Below are 8,522 nucleotides of genomic sequence, written 5' to 3' on the forward strand. Positions count from 1 at the left end.
TATGAAACGATTAGTAATTATATTATTATTTTTTATTGTTGCCTTTTCAAGTAAAAGTCTTTCTGCAGCAATTTTCTCTGGTGTTTATATAGCCCCTAAAATTAATTTTAAACATGAGGCTCTAAATAAAACAAATAGACTAGAATTAGGAAAGCTTCCTTTTCTTGAAAAAAATAATTATGTAGGCGGCGGTTTTGCTGTAGGATACGATTTATTTAGAAAAACTAGATTAGTGCCTTTAAGAGTTGATATAGAATACATGTTTCAAGGTGTAATTGGAAAAAAAGAAACTTGGATGCAAAGTGTAATGGCAAGTATATATTATGATATAAATATATTCTTTGTAAAAAATAATGAATTGGATAATCTTAGTACAAGAGCTCTTTACAGCAGAGTCCCTAATATGAGTATATATTTTGGATTATCTTTTGGAAACAGATTATATCAAATGCATCATGTATATGATGATATAGGAAAAGCTGTTATTACTAGAAGTTCTTTTGCATTTGGAATTAATGCCGGTTTAGCTTATAATATACTTGATTGGTTTGCTCTGGATTTGGGATATAGATATTTATTAGGTTTTGGTTTTAATAATGCTCATGAGGTGCTTTTGGGAGCAAGATTTACCATAAAATAATAATGATATTTTAAGAAGGTGATTATGATAAATAAAATTTTAACTTTAATCTTGATGTTATTTTTTGTCGTTTCATGTTCTACTAATAAGCATGTTGTAGTATTAGCTTTCAGCAAGCAGCTGCATGCTGTACTTTATAATGATAATAGTCAGGCTACAAAAACTGCATCCAAAACATATATTCAAAAAGAAGATATAACAACTGTAGCAAATTCAATAAGAGAAGAAAAAGAAGAAATTAAAAATCCTATTAAAAAAGAACAAGCTGAAATTATAAAACAAACTGAGGTTATAAAGCAAGATAATAATGAAATTCTTGTTACTGCAAATATAATATCTTTTGATTTTGATTCTTATGAATTAAAAGATGAATATAATGACGGTATAGATGAAATTTATAAATATTTAAACAAAAATAAAAATAAGAATCTCATCATTGAAGGACATACTGACAGTGCCGGAGATTCAAATTATAATATATATTTGTCTGAAAATAGAGCAAAAGCTATATATGATCAATTAATATATAAAGGAATAGATAAAGAAAGATTAAGATATATAGGATATGGTTCTACTCATTCATCTGAATACAATGCTAAAGACAGAAAATGTCAATTTGTAATAATAAATAATTACAATGAAGAAAAAGAATATAAAGAAGAAAACGAAACTGATATTATTAAATTAAGACGTTAATATAAAATAATTACTTATATTTCTATTATATCAACTCTTTTTATAAATACTACTGCTGACTCCATAAAGTATCAAAATATATAAAAATGAAATATAAATTTATAAACTTAATTAACGCACGGTAAATGCATTATTATAATAAATGAAATTTGAATCAATAATAAATTTATATTTTTTAATATTATTATACGTGCGGTATTCACATAATAAATTTAAACAAAACTTGGGTGGGTGCTAAAATTTCTAATTAAGCTATTAAAGATAATTAATATTAAAATTAAAAATCAATCATAAAACTTTAAAGGGCGGGGTATGTAAATAAATTTTAAAACTTATTTTTAATCCCCACCCTTTAGGCTTTAAATATATTCTGGTATTTATGTATTATTTTCTTTTTTATCTTTTCTGTTATTTTAACTTCCCACCCAAGATTTTTTTAAATTTATTGTGTATTCACCGCACGCAGAATGAAATAAAAAATATAGATTTGTTTGTAATTTAATTTTTTATTATATTAGAAATTTTATTCACCGTGCGTAAAAAAAATTTTAAATATTTTTTAACATATAAAAAAGCGGCAGCCTATATAAAATAAACTGCCGCATCATTATAAAAATCAACAATAATAAAAATAAAAATTATTTTAACATTTCTTTATCAACTAAATCATTAGCAGGAACATAATCATATATAACCTGAGAGAATACCAAAGTATCAACAAAACCGCCGCGTTTTATAGATAAGAAAAGATCATTATATTCATTTTCAGGCATACCTAATTTTTTCATTGTAACTGCTTTATAGAATACTGCATCATTAGCAAATCTTGTTCTAGGATATTCTGTTATAACTTTATCGAATAAAGCTATAGCTTCTTCTAATTCTGTTTTATCTTTAGAATAAGTTTGATAAAGCATACCATTCCATAATAATGAAAGCGGTTTGAATTTTTCTATAGAAGTTAAACCAGCAACTTTCTTGAAACATTCATTAGCTTCAACAATATGATTTTTAGCTACAACATTGTTTGATTTACCTTCTTTTGCTAAGAAATAATGAACGATTCCTTTAAATTGATATAAATGACCTACATCAACATCTTCAGGTAAATTATTAAAATCTAATTTATTTATATAATTCAAAGCCTGAGTATATTCTTTATTAGCAATCATAACTCTTATTTCTCTAATCATCAAAGGATCATCATTAGAAGTCCAAGGGCTATAGAAATTGTATATAGTAGCTTTTAAAGGTCTTCTTTTGCTAGGCTGTTTATCAGTACTGCTGCTGCTTCCTTTAGAAGGCTTAGAGCTTGATGAACTATTGTTTGCTTGAGTATTATTATCTATTTGAATATTATTATCTTCAGGCATATACATATCATCTGTAGGAGTAGTAGTCTGAGTACCGTTATTAGTTTCTACTATTACATCATTACTAGATGAGTTTTGATACTCTTTTTCTATTTCATTAATATAATCTTCTTCTAAATTACTGTTTTGATCACTTGGCTTTTGACATGAAAGTGCAAAAACTGATAAAATCATTATAAAAACTACTAAACACTTCTTTAACATTGTTTGCTCCAACTATTTTTTATATTGTTGTCTAATTTGTCGGAAAATACTAAAAAAGCGTTAGAACATTATTATTTGTATTATTTATAATAGGTATATAAAAATATCAATTATTTATAATTTTCTATATTTTTATAATAATTTTTTTGTTTATATTCATCTGAAACATTATCTATATAATTGTTTATTTTTTTATCAGCATCAGCAAAATATCTGTCATAAGCCTTTTTGCAGTAATTGTCATGTTTAGATTTTATGCCAGTAGGAGGATTCTCAAACTTGTAAACTCCATTAACTCTCCAGAAATTTAATATTCCTATACTAATAGCATCAACAGGACATCTGAAAGCACAGCTAGTACACATTACACATTTATTTTTGAATTTGATATTTCCTTTTTCATCATTATATATGTTATTAACAGGGCACTTTTTAACACATAAATTACAATGAGTACAAACTTTTTTAACTTTAAATAAATTACCATTCACTTTCATAGCAGGGTGCTCTATTCTAAATAAAAACGCTATTAACCTTCCGAATGGGAATTTATTTAATAAATGCTCTTTACCTTCTAAAACTTCATTAGCCTCTATAACACATAAAGCCTTAACAGTTTTCCACATCTTAGCAGCAAATTCATCAGTATGTCTGAATATTATATTATAAGGCATTATATAATGATATTCATTAGTAAGTATATAGCCTTTTGGTTTTAATCTTGCCATTAAAGGTTCTGAAGAAATATTATTAATTGTTAAAGGCTCTCCGGAAGTTTTTATAATAAATATTTTTTTGTTATCTAATTTAGGAAATAATTTTATTAAATCAAAAATAGGATAAGGTGCATTGAATCCATGTATAGGATAAGCAAGCCCTACATAATCATAATCTTTAGGACTAGGCATATTATCAAAGTTATCGCCTACATTATAAAGTAAAGTTTCAACACCGTTTTCTTCAAATATTTTTTTATATTCTCTAGCCGCTTTCTCAGTGTTTCCAGTTCCAGAAAAACAATATATTACAGCTTTTTTATTTTCATAAATACTCATTTTATTAACCTATTAAATTTTATACGCTAATTATACTAAAGTGAATATATTTTGTCAAAATTTATTTTTAGTTTATAGTAATAATTTTATAGTTATTCTATACCATTAAAAGCAAACAATTAAATAGATATATTTTATGGAATATAGGTTGAAATGAGAAAATAAAAAAGAGGGTTCCCTCTCTAGGGGCAGCCCACAAGCCAGATACCCAGCAGTAAGTTTCACTGCCTTCAAACAAATTTTATTTAATGTCAGACTCAAAAACTGACAATATATAATATAAAATATTATATTAAAGAGTTAATTAAAATTTTAAAAATTAAAAAAATATTTAAATATATTTTAATTTTTTCACTTATAGCATTCTATATACTTTTTAGTACATTTAATTATTTATTTTTTTATAATGTGCCTTAAAATCCTCATCGAAATAATAAAGCATATTCTCATCTTCCTTATGTGAATCATACCAAACCTGAGCGAAGTAAGGATTCTTTTTTGCAAGCATGTCAAAATTCCATTGATAATCAGGCATACATTCCATACACCAATGACCAGCCTTTATAACTGTGAATGGTGAAGCCTCAAATTCATGACCTTCTGCACAAGCCCATTTTAATTTTGTATGTAAATCGCCTTTGGTCATGCTAGTGCTTAAAAGTTTACCGCCTCTGAACTCTGCAGCTTTTTTCAAATCTTCTATATCAATCTCACTGTCTTTTTTACTTTCATCGTAACCATGATTAAGAAGTTTAGCATTCTTTATATCAAGCAAAGCTTTATAATCTATATAATTTCCTTCAAAGTCTTTATTTTCAAATAATAAATTAAAATCTTCCCATTTTTTTGGCAAATTATCAAAATTTTCTAAACTTCCAAATGTTGCTATAATCTTACCGTCCTCTCCGTTTTTTCTCCAATATGTAGGCGAATTAGGGTGAGATAATAGTCTTTGTATAGCGAAGAATGATATTATTCCTGCTGGAACTAATTTACCGAATGCATAATACCAATGTGTTTTTCCTATTTCATTCCAATAATCTATAACTGATTCTTTCTGATAAGAGAATAATTCTTCAAGTTTGTGTCCGTCATAATACCAAAGTCCATGGAAATTTCTTGTAGCATTCCAATTGGGCTTCATATATTTTTTTGTAGAACCGCCTATAAGTTTAAATCCGTCATTAAATGTATCATAACCAACTAATCTATTTTCAGCCTTGCTTCCTAAATTAAAACAGCCTTTCCAGAAATAATCATCTAAATTGCCTTTTATATCTTCTTCAATTATTCTTTTCATTAATAAACCGCTGTCCCTTGCAGTTGCCCATTCAAGCGGTGCATTATAGCAAGTATGGAACATTAATCCGTCACTCATATTATCAGTAAGCATTCTATTATGAAGCATTGCTGTTTGTCTTATTATTGCTCTGTTTTCTAATGATGAATCAAGTACATATCTTTCGCCTTTTAATTTTGAAAAAGAATATGCATCATAAGGGCTTATTAATAAAGGATCGCCTACTCTGCCCCAAGGGTGTTTTTCATTTCTATTTCCATAAAGTGCAACTGTTGATATATGCACAAGTTTAGGGCGTTTATTTTTATCCATTGATTCAAGTATATCTACTATATGCTTAACTCCCACAAAATTTGTAAGATGTGCAAGTTTAGGGTATTTATCAGATTTTGGAGGTATCACTGCTGCAAGATTAAGTACATAATGACAGTCTTTCAATAATTTTTCGCAGTCATCTCTTTCATACAAATATCCTGTTACTATCTCTACTCTATTTCCATATTGTCTTTTGAATTTATTAGCAATTTTTTCACTTTCCTTTCTTACAAGAACCTTAACCAATTCTACATCTTGTATTTCCATTAATTGTCTTAATGTTTCAAGTCCCATATTTCCTGTAGCACCTGTTAAAGCAATTATGTATTTCATTTTCTTATCCTCTTATTATTATACTTAAATTAAATTTCTTTTACATAAATATTTATAGACAGTTTTTATTTTATGTAGAATTATATATGAAAAAATATTTTTGTAAATAATGTGTAAGGAGTTTAAAATATGACATTCCATAAATCAATATTTTTATTATTAATACTTAGTATTTTTACGCAAATAGCATATACTCAAACAAAAAATGAATCCGAAGAATTGTTCAATAAGATAAATGCTGAAAGAGCAAAATCAGGACTCAGCGAATATAAAACAGAAAAACAATTACAAGATGCTGCCGATCAAAGAGCAAAAGAGATAGCGAATGGAGTAAGAAAATCAACAGCTTTAGAAGATAATAATATACAATTTTCTTCATATTCTGAAAGCTCAATAGTCGCTGATATAAATGTTGATGAGGCATTTAATCAAATATTAAACAGACAAAGAAATTTAATTTTAAATAATAAATTTACTCACATGGCTGCAAGTGTTTATGAAGATAACGGTAAAAAATATTGGGTTATGCTTTATGTTGCTTCAAGAAATAATAATATCACTAGAGAAGAATTGGATATAAATAAAGAATCTCAAAGAGTTGTAGAATTATGCAATGAAGCTAGAAAACAAAACGGAGTTAATTCTCCATTAGTACTTGATGCAAAATTAAGTACAGCAGCACAAAAAAGAGCTGAAGAATTGGTGCAGTTATTTTCACATACAAGACCTAATAAAACAGATTTTTCAACTGTATTAAAAGAATATAATATTTCTTATAAAACTGCTGGAGAAAATATAGCTTATGGTCAGGTAGATGCTGATGATGTAATGAAATCTTGGCTTAATTCACCGGGACACAGAGCAAATATATTACAAAAGAAATTCGGAAAAATAGGTGTTGGAATATTTAATCATAACAATACTTTATATTGGGTGCAAATATTTACAGACTAATAATTTATAAGCTGCAGTATTATTCTTTTTATAACTAATACTGCAGCTTAAATTTAATACTTAATACTTACTAAATAAAAACTTACAAATATAAACAATAGGTCTTACAAAAATATAATTAATAAAAACAAAAACATAATCCGCTATAAACACATAAAAAACATCAACAATAATAAAACATACAGAATACATGAAAACAAAAAAGCATATTAATAGCATAACAATAATATCAGTTAATAAATCTGTAATACGATCTAATAATAATAAAAAACCTTTTTTAATAGTAGATAATATAAGAATTATTAAAGACATATAGGCAAAATCCCCCCATTATAAAATTATAATAAAATAAATATAAAACTCTATAATGACAGAAATTGTCGTTATTATTGTATGTTAATAAAAAAATTATCTTTTTATAAGAGGCAAACTATTTATTAAATTTTTTATCATTATTTCTATTCTAGGTAAATGCTCAGCTATAGTTAAACCTACCAATTCTTTTTTCTCTGAAATAAAATTTATTGCTTTAATAACTTCATCTATTTTCATTCCATTTGGAGAAACGCCAACAGCAGCGATTATTTCTGCCGGATCAAGTACATCTAAATCCAAATGAATTGCCACTTTAGAAGCATTACAATTATTAAGCCATTCTAATATATTATCACAAGAAATTTCATTAGGAGATAAATGTTTTATATTATATTCTTTTTGACGCAATTTTATTTCTTCTCTCTCCCAATCTCTAAGCCCTAATAATAACACTTTTGAAGTATCTATTTTACTAGGCAAATTAGAAATAATATACTCATCTCCATATCCCATACAAGCAGCCAAAGCCATAGCATGATATCCGGCATAAGTATTATCTGAAGGTAAAGTAATATCAGGGTGAGCATCTATCCATATAACAGCAACATCATTATCATATTTCTTATTTAAAAATGTAAATGGCACAACACTTACAGAACATTCACCGCCGAATACAATTATCTTATCAGGATTATTTTTATTTAAAATATCTAAACAGTCATTAGTCTGCTTAACAATGAAATCATAATCTATTATTCCATTCTTTATTTTTCTATCTCTTATATCCAAAGAAACAGGCACTTCTTCTATTTTATGATCCTCATTTTCTTGAGCAAGCATATTTAAAAGTTTAGCACCTAAATAATAACCTCTTGAAGAATCCTCATAAGAAAGTTCGGGTATCCATCTGTCAATGATTCCTCCCTGCCATTGAGGGTAAATTAAACGCATAGTTTTAGACATATTATAAACTCCTAATATAAATTATAAAAAATATACTAAGAATTTAAAAGTTTGTCAAAATCAGTTTTTTATTTTTATAAGCATTCAGAATCATAATATATACCTAAACAACTATACTTTGTCAAAAATAATTTTTTTCAATTTTGAGTTATTTATAAATGTAATTTTGATTTATTAATAGCATAAAACATTATTAAGTTTTGTTTGAAATGTGAAGTAAAACCAAGATTTGTGTTAAAAATGCAGTCCTTTTGCTTCTTTGGGTCACCAAAAGAAGTAGGGGTTCGGGGACTAGTCCCCGAAAATAATAACAATATAAAAACTAATTTTGACAAACTTAAAAATTTTCAGTATATACCTAAACAACTATATTT

At 26.6% G+C, this 8,522-nt stretch carries 7 protein-coding genes; 3 read left to right on the top strand and 4 right to left on the bottom strand.

Features of this window, described 5'->3' with window-relative positions:
• The first annotated feature begins 1 nt into the window (after position 1).
• A complete protein-coding gene (locus R4K56_RS07180; protein WP_335759339.1) occupies positions 2 to 640 on the top strand; it encodes an outer membrane protein in 639 nt (212 codons plus the stop codon).
• Positions 641 to 664: 24 nt separating this feature from the next.
• Complete coding sequence (locus R4K56_RS07185) at positions 665 to 1,336, top strand: OmpA family protein (protein WP_335771714.1); 672 nt, start codon at positions 665 to 667, stop codon at positions 1,334 to 1,336.
• 638 nt (positions 1,337 to 1,974) lie between these two features.
• Here R4K56_RS07185 and R4K56_RS07190 read toward each other — a convergent pair.
• From R4K56_RS07190 to R4K56_RS07200, 3 genes are all read right to left on the bottom strand, one after another.
• Entirely contained in the window at positions 1,975 to 2,913 is a 939-nt protein-coding gene (locus R4K56_RS07190) for a tetratricopeptide repeat protein (RefSeq protein WP_335759340.1), read from the bottom strand.
• A gap of 110 nt (positions 2,914 to 3,023) precedes the next feature.
• Positions 3,024 to 3,962, bottom strand: a complete 939-nt coding sequence (locus tag R4K56_RS07195) for an EFR1 family ferrodoxin (protein WP_335771739.1) — start codon at positions 3,960 to 3,962, stop codon at positions 3,024 to 3,026.
• 391 nt (positions 3,963 to 4,353) lie between these two features.
• Positions 4,354 to 5,916, bottom strand: a complete 1,563-nt coding sequence (locus tag R4K56_RS07200) for an NAD-dependent epimerase/dehydratase family protein (RefSeq protein WP_335771713.1) — start codon at positions 5,914 to 5,916, stop codon at positions 4,354 to 4,356.
• Between the two features lie 129 nt (positions 5,917 to 6,045).
• Between R4K56_RS07200 and R4K56_RS07205 the strand changes: the two genes are divergently transcribed.
• Positions 6,046 to 6,870 (top strand): CAP domain-containing protein, encoded by an 825-nt coding sequence (locus R4K56_RS07205; protein ID WP_335771712.1) that lies wholly within the window; start codon positions 6,046 to 6,048, stop codon positions 6,868 to 6,870.
• Positions 6,871 to 7,278: 408 nt separating this feature from the next.
• Here R4K56_RS07205 and R4K56_RS07210 read toward each other — a convergent pair whose 3' ends face one another.
• On the bottom strand, positions 7,279 to 8,148 hold the full coding sequence (locus R4K56_RS07210; RefSeq protein WP_335771711.1) for an arginase family protein: 870 nt from the start codon (positions 8,146 to 8,148) through the stop codon (positions 7,279 to 7,281).
• Positions 8,149 to 8,522 lie beyond the last annotated feature (374 nt).

The sequence above is a fragment of the Brachyspira pulli genome (genome assembly GCF_036997785.1).
Lineage (GTDB): Bacteria > Spirochaetota > Brachyspiria > Brachyspirales > Brachyspiraceae > Brachyspira > Brachyspira pulli.